Here is a 22522-nt window from a genome sequence, read left to right on the forward strand (position 1 = left end):
ATTAGCCCTTACAAGTTTAGATGATATTCCCCACAATCGAACGTGTTTCTAAGCGAACTTCGGTGAGTTTCACTTTAACCTCTTGCCCGATTTGGTAGACTTTTTCGCCTTTGATGTAAATTGCCAGTTCTTCTTGGCGGTATTCCATTTCATCTTTATTGTCGTGTAACGTTGAGAATGGAACAAAAATTTGAGCCCCATTTTGAATGACTTTGGCACGTAAGCCACCGCGAGAAACATCTGCAATTTCGCACTCAAATTCGACCGCTTGTTCTACCATCGGGAACAGGTAGCGGGCGTAGAGCCAATCGGCAATATCACGTTCTACCAAGCGGTTCTGGCGACGGGCTTCTTGCAAACGAGTGAGTACGCTTTCTTCCACAGTTGAAGCTTGTTTGCCTAACAACACTTGCTTGATTAAACGGTGATTTACCATATCGCCATATTTACGGATTGGTGATGTCCAAGTGGCATAGTGGCTGATACCTAAGCCAAAATGTGGAGCAACCTCAGATTTAAATTCTGCAAAAGTGAGATATCGGCGTAAGCGAAGTTCTAAGAATTTCTCCGGGAAATCTTGAATATCACGCTGCATTTCACAATAGCCTTCTAGTGTTGCTAAACGTTCGGCTGAGTAGCGTTCCGCTAGTTCATCACGATTTTCATCTGTCGCTAAGGTTTGAAGCAAAAATGATTTTACCAATTCATAGTTTTTCGGATCAAAACCTGAGTGAGTGTTAAATACGCCTGTTTGTGCGTTCTGGCTTAAGAATTTGGCACAACTGATATTGGCGATAATCATTGATTCTTCAATCATCTGATTTGCAATGCGACGATATTCAATGTGAATATCTTTCACCGAGCCATCTTCATTTAATTCAAAGGTATAATCGCCTTGTTCTTTGAATAAAAGGGCATTTTTTGCACGCCATTGAATGCGGGCTTGCGTAAATTGATGTAATAAGTCGATTTGTTGTTTGGTTTCTTCTGACTCTGGTTGCCACGCATTTGTTGCACCTTCAAGGTAGTCAGATACATTGTCATAAGCCAGCCTGTCTTTTGACTCAATCCAAGCAGAGGTAAAGGTTGCATCTTTAGTGAAGTTGCCTTCCAAATCCGTTTCAATAAAAGAAACTAATGCCGGGCGTTTTTCATTTGGCACAAGCGAGCAGAGATCATCAGATAACTCACGTGGTAACATTGGAATATTAAAGCCCGGTAAATAGTTTGTGAAACAGCGTTGGCGAGCCGCTTTCTCGATGTTAGAATTTTCAGGGATATAAGCGGTTGGATCAGCAATTGCTACGACTAAACGCCAGCCTGTTTGAACATCATTTTCTTTGATTGGCTCAATGTATAATGCATCGTCCATATCTTGTGTGCTTGGGCTATCGATCGTGGTGAAGTAAAGATGAGTTAAATCTTCACGGGCTAATTCATCGTGCAATTCGTAGCTTTTTTCATTGGCAACAGGTTCACGGGGCTGCTCGTGGCGTGCAAGTGTTACCCACCAAGGGGCAAAATTATCGCCCTCTTTACAAATAAATTGAGTTACTTGGGCAAAGAAAAAACGGTCATCACGCAAAGGGTGTGTTTTAAGTTGTGCAACAACCCAATCGCCATTTTCTAATTTTTCGGTTACTTTTTTGTGTGTATTCGCAGGGATATTTTGCTTGATGCTTGGGTGATCGACTGCTAATTGCAATTTTCCTTCTTTATTTAAACGCACTTGAGCAATAAATCTGTCAAGCATAGGTTCAAGCAGGGAGTCAATTTCTACTTGTTCTTTATCGCCATCACGTTTTACCACCGCTTTGACTAAATCGCCGTGCATTATTTTTTTCATTTCCATCGGTGGAATGAAATAGCTTTTTTTATCGCATTCTAAAAAACCAAATGCTTTATCAGAGGCTTTAACTGTGCCTTCTACATATTCTTTGCTTGCTTCAATTTGTTGTTTGAGTTGAGCTAAAAGAGGATTGTCTTGAAACATATTTTGAATTCTTTTATAAATAAACAAGCCCTCTTTCAAGAAAATTCCGGAAAGAGGGACAAGCGGTTACATTTTTTTAATTTTTTGCAAATTATTCTTCTTCGCCTAATTCGCCCATTGCCATTACACTGAAGCCTGCATCAACGTGTAATACTTCGCCTGTTACACCTGATGATAAATCTGAGCATAAGAATGCAGCTGAATTACCCACATCATCGATAGTAACGGTACGGCGTAAAGCGGCGGTTTTCTCAAATGCAGCAAGCATTTTCTTGAAGTTTTTGATACCTGATGCCGCTAATGTGCGGATCGGACCTGCTGAAATTGCATTTACACGAATGCCATCTTTACCTAAATCCGCTGCCATTACACGAGTTGCCGCTTCTAATGATGCTTTTGCCAAACACATTACGTTGTAGTTCGGAATTGCACGCTCTGCACCTAAGTAGGTTAAAGTTAATAATGCAGCGTTTTCATTTAAGAATGGGCGTGCAGCTTGAGCCATTGCCACAAAGCTGTATGCACTGATGTCGTGAGCAATGCGGTAGCCTTCACGGGTTGCTGCGTTTACGTAATCGCCGTCTAATTGGTCGCCCGGGGCGAATGCGATTGCGTGAACGAAACCGTCAAATTTTTCCCAATGTTTGCTTAATTCAGTGAAGCATTCTGTGATGCTTTCATCGGTTGCTACATCTAATGGAAGTACGATGTCTGAACCAAATTCTTTGGCAAACTCTTCAACACGCGGTTTTAATTTATCGTTTAAGTAGGTGAAAGCTAATTCCGCACCTTGTTGCTTCATTGCATTTGCAATACCGTAAGCGATTGAACGGTTACTTGCTAAACCTGTTACTAAAATGCGTTTGCCAGTTAAGATACCCATAAAAATTCCTCTATTTGTATTAATCGGGGTCAAAATTGTGTCGATTATAGCGGATATAGTGAATGTGGGCAAATGGAGTTAATGGCTCATCGGATCAGAAATCCCTTCTTGACTGATTATCTAAGAAGGGATTTTGAGAGAAATTATGCAGTAGTTTGAGCAATAATATTTTGCTGTGGCTTAATTGCTCCGGCTAGTTCGGCTAACTCTTCCATACGATTAATATGAATATATTTGCCTTGTACGGAAATCATACCGCTTTTCTGGAAACGTCCAAGCAAACGGCTAATGGTTTCAATAGTAAGTCCTAAATAGTTGCCGATATCGCCACGCGTCATCGTTAGGCGGAACTCTTTTGCTGAAAAACCACGAGCGGAATAACGTTGGGAAAGGTTATATAAGAAAGCAGCTAATTTTTCTTCTGCATTCATTTTAGAGAGTAACAAAATCATTTCTTGATCGCTTTTAATTTCATTACTCATTAAACGCATAATTTGGTGGCGGATTTTAGGCATTTTGCCTGCAAGATCATCTAAGATATCAAACGGGATTTCACAAATCATCGAGGTTTCTAATGCTTGTGCATAACCTTCGTGTTGCATATTAGTAATAGCATCAAAACCGATTAAATCGCCGGGTAGATGAAAACCTGTAATCTGCTCTTCACCGCTTTCGCTCAATGTATAGGCTTTTAATGTACCGGAACGAATGGCATAAAGTGAACGAAGCTCATCGCCGGATTTAAAAATCACTTGTGATTTTTGAACCGGTTTTTTCCGCTCAATAATATTATCGAGTTGTGTTAGCTCATTTTCATTGAGTGTAAAAGGCAAGCAGAGCTGGCTAATGCTACAATTCTGACAATGAATTGTGCAAGCGTGGCGACCACTAATTTTCGATTCTGATACAATTTTCATTCTATTCAACCCTAGAAGCTTAGAAAAACATTTCTAAATTTGATTTAGAACAAAGTTTACCATTAAATTTTAATGAAGCAAAGTAGAGGCGAAAAAATTAATACTTCAAAAGGAGTAGGAATGAGTAGAAAAAATAGCGACAAATTTCTATTTTTGCGATCTACTTCAAGTTTTTATGTTTCAGAGTGTGTTAGTATGCCCTAAACCATTAAGATAAGTCTAAATAAGGAGATTATTATGTATAAACATATTTTAGTGGCAGTTGATCTTTCAGAAGAAAGTTTGGTGCTAGTGCGTAAAGGTGCAGGATTAGCGGCAAAATGTGGAGCTAAACTTTCACTTATTCACGTTGATGTCAATTTCTCTGACTTATATACAGGATTAATTGATATTAATATGTCTTCGGTGCAAGATAGTGCGGCTGCAGAAACCAATACAGCTTTGGCAGAATTAGCAGCGAAGGTAGATTATCCGGTTTCTGATTGTTTAAATGGTACAGGTGATTTCAGTCAAGTACTGGAAGAAGCAGTGGATAAACATAATGTTGATTTATTGATTACAGGGCATCATCAAGACTTCTGGAGCAAATTTATGTCTTCAACCCGTCAAGTAATGAATAATATTACAATTGATATGCTCGTTGTGCCATTATCAGAAGAGTAGTTGTAAATTTTTAAAGAAAATGAACCGCTTGAGGCGAAAACTGCTCTACAAGCGGTTATTTTTTAGCAAAAATTTGCAAAATATTTTTACTATCTAACAAATAAGCCGAACTAAACTAACAAAATGGCATAAAAAATGTGTAAAATAGAAGGTAGATCAAAGTTTAACTTCTATTTTCAAAAGAGTATTTTTAATGAAAACAACTTCAGAAATCAGACAATCGTTTTTAGAGTTTTTCCAAACAAAAGGGCATACCATTGTTCCAAGCAGTTCACTTGTGCCTGAAAATGACCCGACATTACTATTTACAAATGCGGGTATGAACCAATTCAAAGATGTTTTTCTCGGTTTAGAAAAACGCCCTTACACGCGTGCAACCACCGCTCAACGTTGTGTGCGTGCCGGTGGTAAACATAATGACCTAGAAAATGTAGGTTACACCGCTCGCCACCATACTTTCTTTGAAATGATGGGAAATTTCAGCTTTGGCGATTATTTCAAACAAGATGCGATTAAATTTGGTTGGGAATATTTAACATCGCCACAATGGCTAGGTTTACCAAAAGAAAAATTATACGTTACTGTTTATGAAACCGATGATGAAGCCTATGAGATTTGGAATAAAGAAGTAGGTGTTCCAACAGATCATATTATTCGTATTGGTGATAATAAAGGTGCTCCTTATGCGTCAGACAACTTCTGGGCGATGGGTGATACCGGTCCGTGCGGTCCTTGTACGGAAATTTTCTACGATCACGGACCAGATCATTGGGGCGGCTTACCGGGTTCACCTGAAGAAGACGGCGACCGTTATATCGAGGTTTGGAATATCGTATTTATGCAATTCAACCGCTTAGCAGACGGTACAATGGAAAAACTACCAAAACCGTCTGTGGATACCGGTATGGGCTTAGAACGTATGACGGCTGTGATGCAACACGTCAATTCTAACTACGAAACGGATATTTTCCAAACGCTTATTAAAGAAACTGCAAATCTGTTAGATGTACAAGATTTAGATAATAAATCATTGCGTGTTATTGCTGATCATATCCGTGCTTGTTCATACTTAGTTGCTGATGGTGTTGTGCCATCTAATGAAGGTCGCGGTTATGTGTTGCGTCGCATTATTCGTCGTGCAGTTCGACACGGGAACTTACTCGGTGCGAAATCAGCATTTTTCTATCAATTAGTGCCGACATTGGCAAAAGTGATGGGAGCAGCCGGCGAAGTTGTTGCACAAAAGCAAGCTCATATTCAAAAAACATTAAAAGCAGAAGAAGAGCAGTTTGCTCGTACATTGGAGCGTGGCTTAAATTTATTAGAAGAAGCCTTAGCGAAAGTGGAAAACAACACACTTTCCGGCGATGTGGCATTTAAACTTTACGATACTTATGGTTTCCCGCTTGATTTAACTGCTGATGTTTGTCGTGAGAGAAACATCGTGATTGATGAGAAAGGCTTTGAGGCAGAAATGACCGCACAGCGTGAGCGAGCGAAAGCCAGCAGCAATTTCGGTGTAGATTACAATAATGTGATTAAAGTAGAAGGACAAACCAAGTTTTTAGGTTATGAGCAAACTGCTTATAACGCAAAAGTAGTGGGTTTATTCTGCAATGGTGTTGCGGTTGAAAAAATCGAATCAGGTGATAATGCGGTTGTGATTTTAGACCAAACGCCATTTTATGCTGAATCAGGTGGTCAAGTAGGCGATACAGGTGAAATTAGTTCGCCATTAGGTTTATTCCAAGTGAATGATACCCAAAAATACGGTCAAGTTTGGGGGCATATTGGGCAACTTAACGGCGGAGTATTAGCAGTTGGTGATGTGGTTTCTGCATTGGTAAATGTAGAACGTCGTCAGGCAATCACATCAAACCACAGTGCAACACATTTACTGCACGCAGCACTTCGTCAAGTATTAGGCGACCACGTTGCACAAAAAGGCTCTTTAGTGTCTGAAGATAGCTTGCGTTTTGATTTCTCTCAACCAGAAGCAATTGCAAAAGCTGATTTAGAAGAAATTGAGCGTATTGTTAATGCGAAGATCCGTGAAAATATCCAAGTTCAAATTGAAACAATGGGTATTGAACAAGCAAAAGAAAAAGGGGCAATGGCACTATTTGGCGAGAAATACGGTGATGTAGTTCGCGTGGTTGAAATGGGACCATTCTCAATTGAGTTGTGTGGTGGTATTCACGTCAGACAAACTGGTGATATCGGCTTATTTAAATTTGTATCTGAAGGGGCAGTCGCAGCCGGTATTCGTCGTGTAGAAGCAGTAACAGGTGAAAAAGCGATTGCATTATTACATAGCCAACAACAAGTGCTAAATCAAATTGCGGAACTTCTGAAAGCAGATCAAGCTTCAATTGTGGAGAAAATTCAGCAATTACAAGATAAAGCGAAAAAAGCAGAGAAAGAGCTACAAAGCCTGAAAGAAAAGCAAGCTGCACAAGCGGGTGGAGAGTTAGCAAAATCGGCAAAACAGATTAATGGTGTGAATATCATCATTGAAAAACTGGATAATGTGGATAGTAAAGCACTCCGCACAATGGTGGATGATCTGAAAAATCAACTTGGTTCCGGAATAATTGCCTTTGCTACTGAAACTGAAGGTAAGGTAAGCCTTATTGTAGGTGTAACTAAAGATTTAACAGCAAAAGTAAATGCAGGTGAATTAGTTGGTGTAATGGCAGCCGCAGTTGGTGGAAAAGGTGGCGGTCGTCCGGATATGGCAATGGCTGGTGGTTCTGAACCACAAAATATTCCACAAGCATTGAGTCTTGCTCAAGAATGGATTGTTCAAAGAATTTAATAAAATAATAACAAGGCGGGATAAACTCGCCTTCAAAAATTTACTCTATAAAAAAGAGTTTTTAACCCAGTAGGAGACAATTATGCTTATTCTAACTCGTAAGATTGGGGAGGTTTTACTCGTAGGAGACAATGTTGAGATCACGGTACTCAACATTCGAGGAAACCAAGTGAAATTAGGTGTGAATGCACCAAAAGAAATCTCAGTTCACCGTCAAGAGATCTATGAAAGGATTAAAGCCTCAGCAGAAGAGGATAAATTCTGATTATTTATTAACCTCACAAGGAACATACTATGGGAAAACTCACTTGTTTTAAAGCGTATGATATTCGCGGTCAATTAGGCACTGAATTGAATACGGATATTGCATATCGTATCGGACGTGCTTTTGGGCAATATCTAAAGCCAAAATCAATCGTAGTAGGTGGAGATGTTCGTTTAACCAGCAACGAACTAAAAAGTGCAGTTACAAACGGACTATTGGATTCAGGCGTTGATGTTATCGACTTAGGTTTAACCGGTACAGAAGAGGTTTATTTTGCTACCTCTTTCTTGAAAACCGATGGTGGTATTCAAGTAACGGCAAGTCATAATCCGATGGATTATAACGGTATGAAATTAGTACGTGAAGGTTCTCGCCCGATTAGTGCCGATACAGGCTTAGCCGATATTCAACGTTGGGCAGAGGAGAATAATTTCCCAGCTGTTGAAAAACGTGGTAAATACACACAAAAATCAGTACAAGGTGAGTATGTTGAGCATTTACTTTCTTACATTGATTTAAGCAAGCTGACACCTAAAAAATTAGTCATTAATTCAGGTAATGGAGCTGCAGGGCAAATCATTGATGCGATTGAAGCACAATTTAAAGCTCAACAAGTGCCGGTTGAATTTATTAAAGTTCATAATAATCCGGATGGCAATTTCCCAAATGGTATTCCTAACCCAATTCTGCACGAAAACCGTGAAGATTCTATTAAAGCTGTTTTAGAAAACAACGCCGATATTGGTATTGCCTTTGACGGTGATTTTGACCGGTGTTTCTTCTTTGATGAAAAGGGCGGCTTTATTGAAGGTTATTATGTGGTAGGTTTACTATCGCAAGCCTTCTTAGTTAAAAATAAAGGGGCGAAGATTATCTACGATCCTCGCTTGATTTGGAATACAGAAGAACTGATTCGTGAAGCAGGCGGTGAGCCGGTAATGTCTAAATCGGGGCATTCATTCATTAAAGAGAAAATGCGTGCAGTAGATGCGATTTATGGTGGTGAAATGTCAGCACATCACTACTTCCGTGATTTCTTCTATTGTGATAGTGGTATGATCCCTTGGCTACTAACGCTAGAGTTATTATGTACTACCGGCAAATCACTCAGTGAGTTAGTTGGCGAGCGTTTAGATAAATTCCCATCGCCAGGCGAAATTAACAGTAAATTAACTGATGCACAAGCCTCAATTGCTCGCGTAAAAGAAGCCTACAAAGACGGAAAGCTAGAAACTTTAGACGGCATTAGCGTTGAATTTGACAACTGGCGTTTTAACTTACGTAGTTCTAATACTGAACCAGTGGTTCGCTTAAATTTAGAGACGCGTGGTGATAAAGCCTTAATGCAACAAAAAACCGATGAAATTTTAGCCTTATTACGCCAATAATGCTTAAAATTTTGTAAAAAAATGAAAAAATATGACCGCTTGCGATATACTACAAGCGGTCTATTTTCAATAAAACTTCACATATCATAAGGATTTCAAATGAAAGTGATTATTCCCGTTGCAGGTCTTGGCACTCGTATGTTACCTGCAACAAAAGCTATTCCTAAAGAGATGCTTGTTCTTGCAGATAAGCCTTTAATTCAATACATTGTTAATGAATGTGTAGCAGCAGGTTTCAAAGAAATTGTGCTGGTAACACATTCTTCAAAAAATGCTATCGAAAACCACTTTGATACTTCTTTTGAGCTTGAAGCGATGCTTGAAAAGCGTGTTAAACGCCAATTATTAGATGAAGTTCGTTCTATTATTCCAAAAGATGTGCGTTTGATTCACGTCCGTCAAGGTCAAGCAAAAGGCTTAGGACACGCGGTTTTATGTGGCAGAGCTGTAGTGGGTAATGAGCCATTTGCGGTAGTATTACCTGACGTATTATTAGGTGAATTCACAGCAGACCAAAAAACAGAAAACCTAGCCGCGATGGTTAAACGCTTTAAAGAGACCGGTCATAGTCAAATTATGGTTGCACCTGTGCCAATGGAAAATGTGAGCAGCTACGGTGTGGCTGATTGCAATGGGGTTGATATCCCGTTAGGTGGTTCAGCAGCGATTGCAAAAATGGTAGAAAAGCCGAGCGTAGAAGAAGCTCCTTCTAATCTTGCAGTTGTTGGGCGTTATGTATTCTCAGCAAATATTTGGGAATTACTGGAGAAAACCCCAGTGGGTGTGGGGGATGAAATTCAGCTTACTGATGCGATCGATATGCTTATTCACCAAGAAACAGTTGAAGCTTTTAATATGACAGGTCGCTCGTTTGACTGTGGTGATAAAGTCGGTTATATGAAGGCTTTCGTTGAATACAGCTTAAACCACGATAAATGCGGAAAAGAATTTAAGGCATTTATTAAAGACTTAGCGAAATCACTGTAACTAACTAAACGTTGTAATGAAAATGGGCACATATTTAATGTGCCCGTTTACTTAAATAATAATTCCTGTTCTAAATCTTCAATCGCTTGGATACATTTCTTTTTGCGGTATTCTGTTTCTATAATTTGATTTTGCAGCTCTTGCTTTAATATCTCATTTTCCTGATTATAATTTTTCTCCATTAACCAACTCATCTTTTCATTTAATGCCCTTAATGCCTTACGATATTCTTGCAAACGTTTATTCGGTGAAAGAGCGTGAATATTCGACGGAAATTGAAAGGAAGAATGAAACTGGGCTACTTTTTTTTGCTGATGAGTGTTTTTAATTGCACTATTAAGAGCATCAAATTGCTTAATCAGTTTTTCAGCGTAAAATTCACTATATGAAACATCTTCCTGAGCGAGTAGTTGCTCTGCTGTTTTTTCAATCTCGGCAACAAAGAATTTTACTAAACCAGATTGTTTGGAAAAATAAGTTGAATTAAGTGTAATTTTTTGCTCAGAAAGAGGAAGTAGAGCAGCTAAATTTTGTTTTATCTGGGTAAGAAAAAAGTGTTTATGCATATTTATTAGCTTGTAATAGAAATTTAGGCAATAAATTCATTTTATATAAATTTATGCTAGAAGCAAAATGTTCATCTGCAAGCGATTTATATTTCTCAAATACAGAATGTTTTTGAGTAAAAATCAATCTAAATTCAAATAAAATTTCAAAAATGTGATCTACATCACAAAATAAATGAACTTTTTCAAAATGTTGCAACGCTTGATTTTGACTGGATAAAAATCTTTATTTTTCAAGTGGTTATGTGATGCAGCCAAAATCAATTCAAATGAGCAAATTTCTCCAAATGAAATTGAGTGAATTTAACTTATTGATTTATAAGGAAATGCTCTTTATGAGAATAGCATTCGGACTATTGACATTAACTTTTGTTTTTGCAATTATGCACCTGCAAGCAGTGTGAGGCAATAGCTGATACACTGTGATTGGATTGTTGCTCTTACACCTTAACGAGGGTAACAGCTATTATATAACATAAAAAATCTAAGGTGAAAATTATGAAAAAAACATTAGTTGCATTAGCATTAACAGCGTTCGCAGCGTCAGCATCAGCAACAGTAGTTTATGATGCAGATGGTACAAAAGTAGATTTCTGGGGTTCTTTACGTTTAATCGTAGATAACCAAACTAAAAAAGAGGGTGGTAAAAAAGTTGCTAAGGAAGACAACGGCGATACCAAATTACGCAATGGCGGTACTCGTTTTGGCGTGAAAGTAAACCACGCATTAAATGACAACGGTTTCTACGCATTAGGTGCATTACAAGTTCGTCTAAAAGGCAACCAAGATGCTGGCTTTGGTGATTTATATGCTCACCAAGCGTATGTTGGTTTAGGTCAAAAAGAGTATGGTCAGCTTACTTTTGGTAAACAACCGGTAATTGCTGATGATGTAGGTTTAGCAAATGACTACGCATACGGTTTATTAGATGACTATGTGCCAACTTCTAGCACAAGTGCTATTCGTTATGACTATAACGGTATTGAAGGTTTAACATTAAGTGCTAACTATAACTTTAGCCAAACAGAAGAAAATAACGGTAAAAAACTTGTAACAGTTGATCCAGTTACTGGTGAAAAAGAAGGCTATAATATTAAAAACGGTTACGGTCTTGGTGCAATTTATGAAGTAAACAACTGGATCTTCCAAGGTGCTTACGGTCGTACGAACTATAAAACTGATTCAGCTGATAAAATCCGTGCAAATGCATTTGATGCAGCAGTTGGCTATAACATCAACGATGCTGTGTTAGTAGGTGTTGATGGTGGCTACCGAGTTACTAAAGATGGCTCAGAAAAAGAGAAAGAATTCTACGTTGGTCCAATGGTTAAAGTTCAAGTAACTGATAAATCATCTGTTTATGCTAACTATAAGTATGGATATTCTAAAGACAACGATGGTAAGAAAAATAAATCACACGGCTTCTTAGCTGGTACTGATTATAAATTCCACAAAAACGTAGTTGCTTTCGTTGAAGGTAAATATGTAACAGCAAGAGACCACAATGTAGATGGTTCTCGTTCTGCGAAAAAATCAGAACAAGCAATCGGTGTTGGTTTACGCGTAAACTGGTAATTACTGATTTGTTAATCTAATTTAACCCCTAACAAATTTTTGTTAGGGGTTTTATTTTGCGTATTTTTTAGAAAATACGACCGCTTGCCGGGTAAAATAATTTCCCTATCACTCTACCATTTCCCTATTTTTCGGATAGAATATAATCATTATTTTTAGTACAAGAGGTGAAAAATGACAGAGGTTTATAACTTCAGTGCAGGTCCGGCAATGATGCCGAAAAAAGTGTTAGAAAAAGCACAACACGAATTATTAAATTGGTTAGATCAAGGCATTTCGGTAATGGAAGTAAGCCATCGTGGTAAATTGTTTATGGAGTTAGCGGCTCAATCTGAGGCTGATTTGCGTAAACTTTATAATGTGCCGGAAAATTACCGCATTCTCTTTTTGCAAGGCGGAGCAAGAGGTCAGTTTGCGGCTATTCCAATGAATTTGATTGGCAAAAAAGGCAAAGCTCTTTATTTAAATTCAGGGCATTGGTCTGCAACTGCGGCAAAAGAAGCTCGTAACTTCACCGAAATTGATGAAATTAATATTTTAGAGACCGATCCGCAACTAAAAGTAAACCGCTTAGATTTTAGTGATATTGCTGATCAGTATGATTATGTGCATTACTGCACAAACGAAACTATTAGCGGTGTTGAAATTGTTGATATTCCGAATGTAGGTAACACGCCGCTAGTGGCGGATATGTCATCAAATATTTTGTCTCGTGGTATTGATATTAGTAAGTTTGGGGTAATTTATGCAGGTGCTCAGAAAAATCTAGGACCGGCAGGTATTACGATCGTGATTATTCGTGATGATTTAATCGGCAATGCCCGCAAAGACACGCCTTCTATTTGGAATTATGCGGTTCAGCGTGATGCGGATTCAATGATTAATACGCCACCTACTTTTGCTTGGTATTTGTGTTCATTAGTATTCAAACATTTACTGGCAGAAGGTGGATTAAAAGCTACAGAAGAGCGTAACTTAGCGAAAGCAACGTTGTTATATGATTATTTAGATAGCTCAAAATTCTATTACAACACAGTTGCAAAAGAAAACCGCTCATTGATGAATGTAACCTTTACCACGGGTAATGATGAATTAAATGCAAAATTTGTAAGTGATGCGACCGCTTGTGGCTTACAAGCCTTGAAAGGACATAAAGTGTTAGGTGGAATGCGTGCTTCAATTTATAACGCAATGCCGATTGAAGGGGTTAAAGCGTTAATTGAGTTTATGAAAGAATTTGAACAACGTAATGCTTAAATAGAAAGATTAAGAGCCACATTTGTGGCTCTTTTAGTTTATATTAGATAGCAGTTTTAAACAGATAGAAGTTATAACCTACATAGGCTATGAAAAGAATAAATCCTTCTAAGCGGTTAATTCTTCCACCTTCCGGTCGGCGATAGATATTCAAGCCAAACACAAAAAGTAAGAAGGTTAGAGCAGACATAATCACAATATCACGAGAGAATACTTCTGCAGCTGCTTGCATTGGTTCAATTGCACCAGCAATACCTACCACCGCTAGGGTATTGAATAAGTTAGAACCGATGATGTTGCCTAATGCTAAATCCACCTCACCTTTACGAGCAGCAGCAATAGATGATGCTAATTCAGGTAAAGATGTACCCACTGCTACAATGGTTAAACCAATCACTAAATCGCTTACACCAAAGAATTTTGCAACTTCAACTGCTCCCCAAACCAAAAATTGAGAACTTACAACTAAAAGCACTAAGCCAATAATCAGCCATAAAATAGATTTGCCTAAACTCATTTCTGAGCTACTTTCTAATTCAGCATCAACATCAATTGCTAACGCATCATTTTTACTTTTCATTGCGGTAATGACTGTCCAAACCATATAAACTGCAAATACAGCAAGTAAAATAATCGCATCTAAGCGGGTAACATCGGCATCATAAAGTAAATAGGCTGAAAGTAGCGTAACTGCCATTAAAATAGGTAATTCCTTTTTCAATACTTCGGAATTTACCATTAATGGTTTAATAAGGGCGGTTAAACCTAAAATAAGAGCAATATTGGTAATATTTGAGCCATAAGCATTACCAAGTGCAATGCCGGGAGAGCCACTTAATGCAGATGAAGCTGAAACAATCATCTCTGGGGCTGATGTACCAAAGCCGATGACGACAATTCCAATTAATAATGGTGTCATACCAAAATGTTTAGCCGTAGATGCTGCCCCATCAACGAAACGGTCAGCACTCCAAACTAACACAATTAAGCCACCGATAATGGCAGCAAGAGCAAGAGTCATAAATTATCCTTCTATTACAAAATGAGAGTGCATTATAGCTTGTTGTGTAAAAATAAATATAGGCAAAGCGAAATAAATCGCCTATTATTTTGAAAAATTTGGACGAGTAAATATGAAAAATAGCAACGAATTAAAAACGCTTTTAGCTGAATTTACGGAAAAGCAAAAACAGGCATTTTCAACTACAGGTGTAATGGATCTCATTACTGAGCGTAGCCGTTTTTGCGATGAAATTTTGCTCACGCTTTGGCAACAATACGGGCTGGAAAAGCGTGAAGATCTTGCATTATTAGCGGTTGGAGGTTATGGGCGAGAAGAAATGTTTCCGCTCTCTGATCTTGATATTTTAGTACTGTCTGAAAAGCCATTAGATGAAACCACACAACAATTACTGAATGAATTATTTAATTTGCTGTGGGATAGCAAATTACAGTTAGGAACAAGTGTTCGAACCCTTGATGAATGTATTACAATCGGGAAAGCTGAAATTTCAGTTGCTACCAATATGTTGGAAGGGCGTTTTCTATTCGGCAATCATCAGCTTTGGATTAGATTAAAAGAGGCAATATATCAGCCGGATTTTTGGGAAATTGATGCATTTTTTAAAGCAAAAATGGACGAAAAAAATGCTCGTTATGCCCGCTATCATAATACCAGTTACAACCTTGAGCCTGATTTAAAACACAGCCCAGGAGGGTTGCGAGATCTGAATTTGATCTCTTGGATTATGCTACGTCAATACGGTGTACATTCATTCATTGATTTGCTCAATAAAGGGTTGCTCTATTCCGAAGAATATAAAGAATTAATGGCAGCACAAGCGGTGCTTTTTCGTATGCGTTTTGCACTTCACTTGCAGCTTAAACGTTACGATAACCGTTTGAGGTTTGATAGACAGCTACAACTCAGTGAATTTTTAGGCTATCAAGGCGATGGTAATCAAGCGGTTGAAATGATGATGCGTGATTACTTCCAAGCTACAAAATCCATTTCTCAACTCAGCCAGCTCATACTGAATGGTTTTGAGCAGATCCATTTATGCAATTTGCAAAAAACAGGTGAAAAACAACCGCTTGATCCTTATTTTTATCAGCAAAATCAGATGGTATTTATTGAAGATCGTCGCATTTTCAAAAATCATCCCACTACAATGTTGGATTTATTCTTCCATCTTACGCATTTCCCACAATTAGCTGCGAGTGCAGATACATTAAGGCAACTGCGTTTATCTCTCCAGCAGCAAGAGCAAGCTCTTTGTGAAAATGAGAAAATGAGAGAAAAATTTGTGCAACTCTTCCACCAACCTAAAGTGGTATCCAGAGCGATTTTGCCAATGCACCAATTAGGTTTTTTGACAGCCTATTTACCACAATGGAAAGGCATTGAAGGGCTGATGCAGTTTGATTTGTTCCATATTTATACCGTAGATGAACATACGGTTCGGGTAATGCTGAATTTAGAAAACTTTGCTGAGAATACGCAAGATTCTATTTTTCCTCTCGCTAACAGTTTATTTTCACAGTTATCGGATAAGCACGGCTTGATTTATCTTGCCGCTCTTTTCCACGATATTGCAAAGGGCAGAGATGGCGACCACGCTAAAGTTGGGGCGGAGGATATGCGTGAATTTGCCAAATTACACGCATTTAACCAAGAGCAAACTGATTATATGACTTGGCTTGTGGAAGAACATTTGATGATGTCGATTACGGCTCAACGGCGTGATATTCACGATCCGGAAGTAGTGCGTGCATTTGCAAAAAAAGTGAAAAATTCGACCGCTTTATCTTCATTGCTTTGTTTAACGGTTGCCGATATTTGTGCAACCAGCGAGAGTTTATGGAATGATTGGAAAGCCTCACTTTTTACCCAACTTTACCAATTCACGTTGCAGCAATTAGCGGAAAATTTAGATTACGAAGCGGTAGCAAAAGAGCATCGCTTGCAAGCATTGGAATTGATGAAATTGGTACTTTCTGCAGATGAAAGAAAGCGATTAGCAACCTTTTGGCAACCTTGCCCGCAAAGCTATTTTTTACGCCATAAACCCACTCAATTGGTGTGGCACGCATTAAGTTATATTAAAAATCGCGAACTGCCAATGGTGTTAATCAGCAACGATTATGCAAGGGGCGGAACAGAAATTTTTGTTTGTTGCCAAGATCAGCCTCAACTTTTTGCTCGTATCGCTCATTTATTAAGCCAAAAGAAAATCAGCATTCACGATGCTCAAATTATTACCAGCGAAAACGGCTTGGTATTAGACAGTTTTATTGTAACTGAACGTAATGGAGAAGATTTAACCGACGAAAGAAGTCTGCAAATTCAGCAATCTTTGATAAAAATGTTAGCAATGCCGCACAATCAGACTAGGTTTATTAAAAAGCCTGTTAAGCACGCGTCATTTAAACGTAAAACAAGGTTACGTTTTCTTCCTCAATCATCAAAACAGCAAACTGAATTTGAGTTATTTACCCTTGATCGAGATGGATTATTGGCTCAAGTTGGCTATATTTTTAATCGACTAAACTTGAATTTATTAAATGCGAAAATTACTACTATTGGCGAGAGAGTAGAGGATTTCTTTGTGGTAAATAATGCTGAAGGAAAAGCACTCTCGGAACAAGAGCAGTTGGTACTTCAAGAAACAATAATGAGAGAACTGGATAGTGAATAGTAAAACCGCTTGTAGTGATGAATTACAAGCGGTTGTTTTTGGGAAAAATTTTACGATTTTAATAAGCCGGAAGAACCTTCGGAGTAATCTCTTGGTTGATCTTCTTCTGTTTTTTCAGGTTGAACAGGCAGCTGAGTTTGTTGGAAAAACTCAATACTTTTAGCATTTTCCGGTAATAACTTTTCAGAACTTTGAGCTAAATGGGCATACAGTTTTTTATAATCAGCCGCTAACGTTGAAAGTAATTGAGCGGATTGCTCGAAATGTTGCTCAAGTTGTTGTTTTTGTTCATCAAATTGTGTTTTGGTTTGTTTAAGTTCTCGCTCTAATTCGTGTTGCTTCCTTACATTACTATTAAATACACGCACTAGGGTACAACCTACCACAGCTCCCACAATAAATGCAGCGGCAATTGCTGCCCAAACATCACTTGTCCATTGTTCCATCATAAACTCCTTATGTTTAAGTAGTGAATTTATGGTCCTATTTTTAACATTTTGGCTTTTATTTGAAAAGCTCCAAATGATTAAAATGTGATATAGGTTCAATTTTAAAGAATAAGTCTAAAAAATATTAGATTTTTGGCTAAAAAGTCTGTATAATTCTGCCACCCTGTTTTGCTTGGAGTTTCCCGCCAAGCAGTTTGGTCAGAATTGACTCGAAGGGGTTGGATTCTACCGTCATAGGTAATTCCTTTTTAAGGAATTGGGTTATAAACTTTATATTTTGGTATTTAATTAATGAAAACTTTTGTAGCAAAACCAGAAACAGTACAACGTGACTGGTATGTAGTAGATGCGACAGGTAAAACTTTAGGTCGTTTAGCTACTGAATTAGCACGCCGTTTACGCGGTAAACATAAAGCTGAATATACTCCGCACGTTGATACAGGTGATTACATCATCGTTATCAATGCAGAGAAAGTAGCAGTAACTGGCAAAAAAGAAACTGATAAAATCTACTACTGGCACACTGGCTATGTAGGTGGTATCAAAGATGCAACCTTCAAAGAAATGATTGCACGTCGTCCAGAAGCAGTGATCGAGATCGCAGTTAAAGGTATGTTACCTAAAGGTCCTTTAGGCCGTGAAATGTTCCGTAAATTAAAAGTTTACGCAGGTAACGAACATAACCACGCTGCACAACAACCACAAGTTTTAGACATCTAATCACGGAGCAGAAAAATGACAGCAGCAAATCAAAACTACGGCACAGGTCGCCGCAAAAGCTCTTCAGCTCGTGTATTTATCAAACCGGGCAGTGGTAACATTACCATTAACCAACGTTCTTTAGAGGTTTACTTCGGTCGTGAAACTTCACGTATGATCGTTCGTCAACCATTAGAGTTAGTTGAATTAACAGATAAATTAGACCTATACATCACTGTAACCGGTGGTGGTATTTCTGGTCAAGCGGGTGCAATCCGTCACGGTATCACTCGTGCATTAATGGAATACGATGAAACTCTACGCCCAGCACTTCGTGCAGCAGGCTTCGTTACTCGTGACGCACGTCGCGTTGAACGTAAAAAAGTGGGTTTACACAAAGCACGTCGTCGTCCACAATACTCAAAACGTTAATTTTATTTTCGTTTTCAGCAAAAAAGGCAGGAGTTCCTGCCTTTTTTATTATCTATAACATTATCTTTTATAAAGATATTTCACCATTAACAGTGCAATTCCTGCACCGCATAAATCAGCTAATCCATCTAACCAAGAACCTTGTCTGGTTTCAGTAAAAGTTGCTTGTCCTAATTCCGTTCCAAATGCATAAAATAGTGCAAAAGTCATCAATCCTAAATAAGGTATGGCTCTATTTGATTGGATAGTCGCTCTTGCCATTAGCCAAATCTGTATAAAAAAGATGACAAAATGCCCGATTTTATCAAAATGTGGAAAGGGCGGTAGCTCGTTACTACTTTTACGAAAAATTAAGCTGTAAATACTAATGACAAACCAAAGTAGAGCTAAGAGAGCGTATTTATTCATTTTTAAATATTTCATAGAAAAATATAAAAAAACAAGCGGTCATTTTAGTAAAAAATTTACCCAAAATAACCGCTTGTAAACGCTAGATGTTACTCGAATAAACCTTTGTGGAGTGAGCGAACAACGTCATCCGCTTCTTCATTTTTCACTAAGGTACAAACGTTATTTGTGCTTGCACCATAGCTGATGAGACGGACATTATAGTTTTCAAGGGTTTGGAATAGACGTTTTGCTACACCGGACTGTGTATGCAAATTGTTTCCGATAATCGCGACTAACGCTAAATCATTTTCTACTTGAACGTTGCAGTAAGCGTTTAATTCATCTAATAACTCTTTAGATAACATATCTGCACCTGAAGATGCTGAGCCGGTTTTGTCTAATGTTAAGGCAATGCTAACTTCAGAGGTTGTAATCACATCAACTGAAATTTTATGTTTAGCTAAAATTGCAAATACATTGGCTAAGAAACCTTGAGCGTGTAGCATCGAAAGACTTGAGAGTGTCAATAAGATTTGGTTACGACGTAACGCAAGTGCACGGAACGTTGGGCGAGGTTGAGGATCTCGGGTTACCCAAGTGCCGCCTTGTTCAGGGGCTTTACTTGAACCTACGTATACAGGAATATTACTACGCACTGCCGGTAATAATGTTGCCGGGTGAAGCACTTTTGCACCGAAAGTCGCCATTTCTGCTGCTTCGTTAAATGCCATTGTATCAATACGTTGTGCATTTGGTACAACTCGTGGATCAGTTGTGTAGATGCCGGGAACATCCGTCCAAATTAATACATCATTAGCATTTAATACTTCGGCTAATAAGGCGGCAGAGTAATCTGAACCACCACGACCTAGAGTTGTGGTTTTGCCTTCATCATCACGACCGATAAAACCTTGAGTAACTACGATTTTACCTGCTTCAATAAGTGGTTTGATAACTTTATCGGATTGTTGTTGGGTTTTTTCGTCGTTTGGGGCAGCTTTACCGTAGTGGTTATCCGTCGCTACAATGTCTCGCACATCAACCCATACGGCTGGGTGTCCACGCTCAATTAGTAATTGGGTAAAGATTTTGGTGGACATCATCTCGCCGTGGCTGATTAATTCATCGCTTAATGCCGCAGAAGTCGCAAGGCTTGCAGATTCTGCTAGGGCTTCAATACGATCTAATAATTCGTCAATTTCAGCACGAACGCTGTCTTGGTGTTGCAGTTTTTCAATGATGTTGTATTGAATTTGGCGAACGGCTGTAATGATTTCATCACGTTTTTCTTTTTCACAACCATTTGCGAGCTCAACTAAATAGTTTGTAACACCGGCAGAAGCAGAAAGTACCACGACACGAGTGTTGGCATCTGCAATCACGATGTTTGCCGATGAGGTCATTGCATCAAAATTAGCAACGCTGGTACCACCAAATTTAGCCACAGAAAGATGAGACATAATAAAATTTCCTTAAAACAAAATAAATGAATGTTGTGTTAGGGGATATTCGGAAAGGAAATTTGAGTAGATTATACGGTTTGATTAGAGAACCAATTAATCAGAGCACTCCATTTAATATTTGCTATTAAATGACAGCTGATAGGATTCAACCTGCTCAGCCGATGTTAATTCCAGTCTAGTGAATTCACACCTCGGCAATCACTCCCATCACTTAATTTTCAAACGGTCCTAGTTACCTCAAATTAAGTTGCCTGAGTGTTGCACCTCTCCTGTAATGGCAATGCCATTACTCTTTTTTCAATGGATTGAAAAAACGGTATAGAAATACCTTTTTATCTGAGTTTTGTCAATGAATATTTGAAAAAACTTAGGGGGAGCAGTGAAAACAAGCGGTTATTTTTTCGTAAAATTTTACAAGAATTTGACCGCTTGAATAGTGAGTTTAAAATTTTACTCTAAAATTTTTTTTGAAATGGATCACAAAACTTAATTTAGGTGATTGTCTTTAAAATGCTTTTTTTCTATTCTATTTCTACTCAATATGAGTTAATTAATTGGAGGTTTGTATGAGTGTTTTAGGTTATCTACAAAAAATCGGTAGAGCCTTAATGGTGCCTGTGGCGGCTTTACCGGCAGCGGCACTATTAATGGGGATTGGTTATTGGATCGACCCGGACGGCTGGGGGGCAAACAGCCAGCTGGCAGCGTTACTGATCAAATCAGGGGCGGCAATCATTGATAATATGTCCATTTTATTTGCGGTGGGTGTTGCCTTTGGTATGTCTAAAGAAAAAGACGGTGCAGCTGCGTTGTCTGGTTTAGTAGGCTATTTAGTCATCACCACCTTACTTGCACCAGGAGCGGTAGCACAATTACAAGGCATTGCAGTCGATCAAGTACCGGCAGCATTCGGCAAAATCAACAACCAATTTATCGGGATTTTAGTGGGTGTGATTTCAGCGGAACTTTATAACCGTTTCTACCAAGTGGAATTGCCGAAAGCGTTATCCTTCTTTAGCGGTAAACGTTTAGTGCCGATTGTTGTATCGGTTGTGATGATCGTGGTTGCGTTTATTCTATTGTACGTATGGCCGGTGATTTTTGGTGGATTAGTATCTTTTGGTGAATCAATCAAAGATATGGGTTCAGTCGGTGCAGGTATTTATGCTTTCTTCAACCGTTTATTAATTCCTGTTGGCTTACACCACGCACTTAACTCGGTGTTCTGGTTTGATGTAGCAGGTATTAACGATATACCAAACTTCTTAGGAGGAGCGAAGTCGTTAGCGGAAGGTAAAGCAGTAGTAGGTGTAACCGGTATGTACCAAGCCGGCTTCTTCCCTGTGATGATGTTTGGTTTACCGGCAGCGGCATTAGCGATTTATCATAGTGCAAAACCGGCTAAAAAAGTGCAAGTTGCATCAATTATGTTTGCGGCGGCTTTAGCTTCATTCTTCACCGGTATTACTGAGCCACTTGAGTTTGCCTTTATGTTTGTAGCCCCTGTGCTTTATGTGGTGCACGCATTATTAACCGGGCTTTCGGTGTATATTGCCGCTTCAATGGAGTGGATTGCAGGCTTTGGCTTTAGTGCAGGTTTAGTGGACTTAGTGTTATCTAGCCGCAACCCGCTTGCCGTTCAATGGTATATGTTGTTGGTGCAAGGTTTGGTGTTCGCTGTGATTTACTATGCGTTATTCCGCATTGTAATTCGTGCGTTTAACTTAAAAACGCCGGGACGTGAAGACGATACTGAAACACAAGCGGTCAATACCACATCTCATCAAGAACGAGCAAAACAGTTTATTGATGCTTTAGGCGGTAAAGAAAACTTGCTCAATATTGATGCTTGTATTACCCGTTTACGTTTAACTCTAGCGGATATGTCGAAAGTCAATGATGCACAATTAAAAGTATTGGGTTCGAAAGGCAATATCAAATTAGGGGAAAATGCGTTCCAAGTGATTTTGGGAACAGAAGCGGAATTTGTTGCAGATGCAATGAAGAAACTTTAAAACTGAATCAATAAACAAGCGGTCAATTTTTCGCAAAATTTTGCAAGAAATTGACCGCTTGAAT

19 protein-coding genes and 1 riboswitch are annotated in these 22522 nt (G+C 38.7%); of the genes, 11 read left to right on the plus strand and 8 right to left on the minus strand.

Annotation, left to right across the window (positions count from 1 at the left end; all coding sequences use genetic code 11):
* Positions 1–16: 16 nt before the first annotated feature.
* The 3 genes from X781_RS05605 to X781_RS05615 all read right to left on the minus strand — a co-directional run bounded on the left by X781_RS05605 (position 17) and on the right by X781_RS05615 (position 3793).
* Positions 17–1993, minus strand: coding sequence for an exoribonuclease II (locus tag X781_RS05605; RefSeq protein WP_025235912.1), 1977 nt, complete (start codon positions 1991–1993; stop codon positions 17–19).
* Between the two features lie 91 nt (positions 1994–2084).
* On the minus strand, positions 2085–2876 hold the full coding sequence (locus X781_RS05610; protein WP_025235913.1) for an enoyl-ACP reductase FabI: 792 nt from the start codon (positions 2874–2876) through the stop codon (positions 2085–2087).
* A gap of 143 nt (positions 2877–3019) precedes the next feature.
* Entirely contained in the window at positions 3020–3793 is a 774-nt protein-coding gene (locus X781_RS05615) for an FNR family transcription factor (RefSeq protein WP_025235914.1), read from the minus strand.
* 237 nt (positions 3794–4030) lie between these two features.
* Between X781_RS05615 and X781_RS05620 the strand changes: the two genes are divergently transcribed.
* From X781_RS05620 to galU, 5 genes are all read left to right on the plus strand, one after another.
* The gene (locus tag X781_RS05620) at positions 4031–4456 is read left to right on the plus strand and encodes a universal stress protein (RefSeq protein WP_038643938.1); all 426 of its coding nucleotides are present in this window, start codon (positions 4031–4033) and stop codon (positions 4454–4456) included.
* 193 nt (positions 4457–4649) lie between these two features.
* Positions 4650–7274 carry an alanine--tRNA ligase gene (gene alaS, locus X781_RS05625; RefSeq protein ID WP_025235916.1) on the plus strand — a complete coding sequence of 875 codons (2625 nt, stop codon included), beginning with the start codon at positions 4650–4652 and terminating at the stop codon, positions 7272–7274.
* Between the two features lie 82 nt (positions 7275–7356).
* Positions 7357–7539 (plus strand): carbon storage regulator CsrA, encoded by a 183-nt coding sequence (gene csrA / locus X781_RS05630; protein ID WP_025235917.1) that lies wholly within the window; start codon positions 7357–7359, stop codon positions 7537–7539.
* A gap of 29 nt (positions 7540–7568) precedes the next feature.
* Entirely contained in the window at positions 7569–8927 is a 1359-nt protein-coding gene (locus X781_RS05635; RefSeq protein WP_025235918.1) for a phosphomannomutase/phosphoglucomutase, read from the plus strand.
* Between the two features lie 99 nt (positions 8928–9026).
* A complete protein-coding gene (gene galU, locus X781_RS05640) occupies positions 9027–9914 on the plus strand; it encodes a UTP--glucose-1-phosphate uridylyltransferase GalU (RefSeq protein ID WP_025235919.1) in 888 nt (295 codons plus the stop codon).
* A gap of 47 nt (positions 9915–9961) precedes the next feature.
* Here galU and priC read toward each other — a convergent pair whose 3' ends face one another.
* Positions 9962–10480, minus strand: a complete 519-nt coding sequence (gene priC / locus X781_RS05645; protein WP_025235920.1) for a primosomal replication protein PriC — start codon at positions 10478–10480, stop codon at positions 9962–9964.
* A gap of 498 nt (positions 10481–10978) precedes the next feature.
* Between priC and X781_RS05655 the strand changes: the two genes are divergently transcribed.
* Together X781_RS05655 and serC are read left to right on the plus strand one after the other, a co-directional pair.
* The gene (locus X781_RS05655; RefSeq protein WP_025235922.1) at positions 10979–12055 is read left to right on the plus strand and encodes a porin; all 1077 of its coding nucleotides are present in this window, start codon (positions 10979–10981) and stop codon (positions 12053–12055) included.
* A 174-nt stretch (positions 12056–12229) separates the two neighbouring features.
* A complete protein-coding gene (gene serC, locus X781_RS05660) occupies positions 12230–13312 on the plus strand; it encodes a 3-phosphoserine/phosphohydroxythreonine transaminase (RefSeq protein WP_025235923.1) in 1083 nt (360 codons plus the stop codon).
* A gap of 43 nt (positions 13313–13355) precedes the next feature.
* On the opposite strand, the gene X781_RS05665 is transcribed toward serC, so the two are convergent.
* Positions 13356–14333 (minus strand): calcium/sodium antiporter, encoded by a 978-nt coding sequence (locus tag X781_RS05665; RefSeq protein ID WP_025235924.1) that lies wholly within the window; start codon positions 14331–14333, stop codon positions 13356–13358.
* Positions 14334–14445: 112 nt separating this feature from the next.
* Here X781_RS05665 and glnD point away from each other — a divergent pair, with 112 nt between their 5' ends.
* Positions 14446–17010, plus strand: coding sequence for a bifunctional uridylyltransferase/uridylyl-removing protein GlnD (glnD, locus tag X781_RS05670; RefSeq protein ID WP_025235925.1), 2565 nt, complete (start codon positions 14446–14448; stop codon positions 17008–17010).
* Positions 17011–17060: 50 nt separating this feature from the next.
* On the opposite strand, the gene X781_RS05675 is transcribed toward glnD, so the two are convergent.
* Positions 17061–17456, minus strand: coding sequence for a YhcB family protein (locus X781_RS05675; protein ID WP_025235926.1), 396 nt, complete (start codon positions 17454–17456; stop codon positions 17061–17063).
* Positions 17457–17750: 294 nt separating this feature from the next.
* Here X781_RS05675 and rplM point away from each other — a divergent pair, with 294 nt between their 5' ends.
* Both rplM and rpsI read left to right on the plus strand, forming a co-directional pair.
* Positions 17751–18179, plus strand: coding sequence for a 50S ribosomal protein L13 (rplM, locus tag X781_RS05680; RefSeq protein WP_025217228.1), 429 nt, complete (start codon positions 17751–17753; stop codon positions 18177–18179).
* A 15-nt stretch (positions 18180–18194) separates the two neighbouring features.
* On the plus strand, positions 18195–18590 hold the full coding sequence (gene rpsI / locus X781_RS05685; RefSeq protein WP_025217229.1) for a 30S ribosomal protein S9: 396 nt from the start codon (positions 18195–18197) through the stop codon (positions 18588–18590).
* Between the two features lie 60 nt (positions 18591–18650).
* Here rpsI and X781_RS05690 read toward each other — a convergent pair whose 3' ends face one another.
* Both X781_RS05690 and lysC read right to left on the minus strand, forming a co-directional pair.
* Positions 18651–19013: a VanZ family protein gene (locus X781_RS05690; RefSeq protein WP_025235927.1), complete on the minus strand. Its 363-nt coding sequence runs from the start codon at positions 19011–19013 to the stop codon at positions 18651–18653.
* Between the two features lie 74 nt (positions 19014–19087).
* Complete coding sequence (lysC, locus tag X781_RS05695) at positions 19088–20440, minus strand: lysine-sensitive aspartokinase 3 (RefSeq protein ID WP_025235928.1); 1353 nt, start codon at positions 20438–20440, stop codon at positions 19088–19090.
* A 95-nt stretch (positions 20441–20535) separates the two neighbouring features.
* A riboswitch (Lysine riboswitch) is annotated at positions 20536–20720 on the minus strand.
* A 289-nt stretch (positions 20721–21009) separates the two neighbouring features.
* On the opposite strand from lysC, the gene nagE reads away from it, so the two are divergent.
* Positions 21010–22458, plus strand: coding sequence for an N-acetylglucosamine-specific PTS transporter subunit IIBC (gene nagE, locus X781_RS05700; RefSeq protein WP_025235929.1), 1449 nt, complete (start codon positions 21010–21012; stop codon positions 22456–22458).
* Positions 22459–22522 lie beyond the last annotated feature (64 nt).

Source organism: Mannheimia sp. USDA-ARS-USMARC-1261 (genome assembly GCF_000521605.1).
Lineage (GTDB): Bacteria > Pseudomonadota > Gammaproteobacteria > Enterobacterales > Pasteurellaceae > Mannheimia > Mannheimia indoligenes.

Coding starts and splice junctions, on each gene's coding strand:
- X781_RS05605 (WP_025235912.1), bottom strand. CDS start 1,993: ATGTTTCAAGACAATCCTCTTTTAGCTCAACTCAAACAACAAATTGAA.
- X781_RS05610 (WP_025235913.1), bottom strand. CDS start 2,876: ATGGGTATCTTAACTGGCAAACGCATTTTAGTAACAGGTTTAGCAAGT.
- X781_RS05615 (WP_025235914.1), bottom strand. CDS start 3,793: ATGAAAATTGTATCAGAATCGAAAATTAGTGGTCGCCACGCTTGCACA.
- X781_RS05620 (WP_038643938.1), top strand. CDS start 4,031: ATGTATAAACATATTTTAGTGGCAGTTGATCTTTCAGAAGAAAGTTTG.
- alaS (WP_025235916.1), top strand. CDS start 4,650: ATGAAAACAACTTCAGAAATCAGACAATCGTTTTTAGAGTTTTTCCAA.
- csrA (WP_025235917.1), top strand. CDS start 7,357: ATGCTTATTCTAACTCGTAAGATTGGGGAGGTTTTACTCGTAGGAGAC.
- X781_RS05635 (WP_025235918.1), top strand. CDS start 7,569: ATGGGAAAACTCACTTGTTTTAAAGCGTATGATATTCGCGGTCAATTA.
- galU (WP_025235919.1), top strand. CDS start 9,027: ATGAAAGTGATTATTCCCGTTGCAGGTCTTGGCACTCGTATGTTACCT.
- priC (WP_025235920.1), bottom strand. CDS start 10,480: ATGCATAAACACTTTTTTCTTACCCAGATAAAACAAAATTTAGCTGCT.
- X781_RS05655 (WP_025235922.1), top strand. CDS start 10,979: ATGAAAAAAACATTAGTTGCATTAGCATTAACAGCGTTCGCAGCGTCA.
- serC (WP_025235923.1), top strand. CDS start 12,230: ATGACAGAGGTTTATAACTTCAGTGCAGGTCCGGCAATGATGCCGAAA.
- X781_RS05665 (WP_025235924.1), bottom strand. CDS start 14,333: ATGACTCTTGCTCTTGCTGCCATTATCGGTGGCTTAATTGTGTTAGTT.
- glnD (WP_025235925.1), top strand. CDS start 14,446: ATGAAAAATAGCAACGAATTAAAAACGCTTTTAGCTGAATTTACGGAA.
- X781_RS05675 (WP_025235926.1), bottom strand. CDS start 17,456: ATGGAACAATGGACAAGTGATGTTTGGGCAGCAATTGCCGCTGCATTT.
- rplM (WP_025217228.1), top strand. CDS start 17,751: ATGAAAACTTTTGTAGCAAAACCAGAAACAGTACAACGTGACTGGTAT.
- rpsI (WP_025217229.1), top strand. CDS start 18,195: ATGACAGCAGCAAATCAAAACTACGGCACAGGTCGCCGCAAAAGCTCT.
- X781_RS05690 (WP_025235927.1), bottom strand. CDS start 19,013: ATGAAATATTTAAAAATGAATAAATACGCTCTCTTAGCTCTACTTTGG.
- lysC (WP_025235928.1), bottom strand. CDS start 20,440: ATGTCTCATCTTTCTGTGGCTAAATTTGGTGGTACCAGCGTTGCTAAT.
- nagE (WP_025235929.1), top strand. CDS start 21,010: ATGAGTGTTTTAGGTTATCTACAAAAAATCGGTAGAGCCTTAATGGTG.